This is a genomic window from Pseudoalteromonas sp. S1727 (genome assembly GCF_005886375.1).
Classification (GTDB): domain Bacteria; phylum Pseudomonadota; class Gammaproteobacteria; order Enterobacterales; family Alteromonadaceae; genus Pseudoalteromonas; species Pseudoalteromonas haloplanktis.
Window position 1 is genome coordinate 1 of sequence record NZ_PNDT01000082.1, and the last position, 242, is coordinate 242.

The 242-nt window shown below is 46.3% G+C and carries 1 protein-coding gene; it reads right to left on the reverse strand.

Translation table 11 applies throughout. From position 1 onward, the window contains the following. On the reverse strand, positions 1–242 hold a 242-nt coding region (locus CWB85_RS16780; RefSeq protein WP_249314900.1), incomplete at its 3' end, for a GTP-binding protein.

Sequence of the window (242 nt, forward strand, 5' to 3'; positions counted from 1 at the left end):
TCTACGTGTGCGTAGTGACGAGTAGGTGTATCGTACTCAACGTGTGAAGTTGAGATTGTGATACCACGCTCACGCTCTTCTGGAGCGTTATCGATTGATGCGAAATCTTTAGCAACACCGCCGTATACTTTTGCAAGTACGTTAGTGATTGCTGCAGTTAGGGTTGTTTTACCGTGGTCAACGTGGCCGATTGTACCTACGTTTACGTGCGGTTTTACGCGTTCAAACTTTGCTTTTGCCAT